This window comes from Lyngbya sp. CCY1209, assembly GCF_035615495.1.
In the GTDB taxonomy this organism is placed as follows: domain Bacteria; phylum Cyanobacteriota; class Cyanobacteriia; order Cyanobacteriales; family Microcoleaceae; genus Limnospira.
Window position 1 is genome coordinate 1 of sequence record NZ_JAJENU010000632.1, and the last position, 312, is coordinate 312.

Sequence of the window (312 nt, forward strand, 5' to 3'; positions counted from 1 at the left end):
GGCGGCGGTGGGGGTAAAGGTCCAGTTACCGTCCGCGTCGGCAATTGTGGTGCCGAGCTCGGTTCCGTCTTGATAAAGAGTGACGGTGCTGCCGGCTTCGGCGGTGCCGGTGATGTCGGGGGTGGTGTCGTTGGTGATACCGTCGCTGGTGATAACTGGTGCGTCGGGTGGGGTGGTATCCGGCGCGGTGGTATCCACGGTGAGACTGAGTGCCACAGAGGTTTCGGAGATGTTCCCCGCCGCGTCTGCGGCTGTAGCCGTCAAGTTGAACGTACCTTCTGCCAAGGCGGTGGCGGGGGTGAAACTCCAGTT

At 62.8% G+C, this 312-nt stretch carries 1 protein-coding gene; it reads right to left on the bottom strand.

Annotation, left to right across the window (positions count from 1 at the left end):
* Positions 1 to 312, bottom strand: a 312-nt coding sequence (locus tag LKE08_RS24130; protein WP_324706826.1) for an Ig-like domain-containing protein, incomplete at both ends; no start/stop codon positions are given.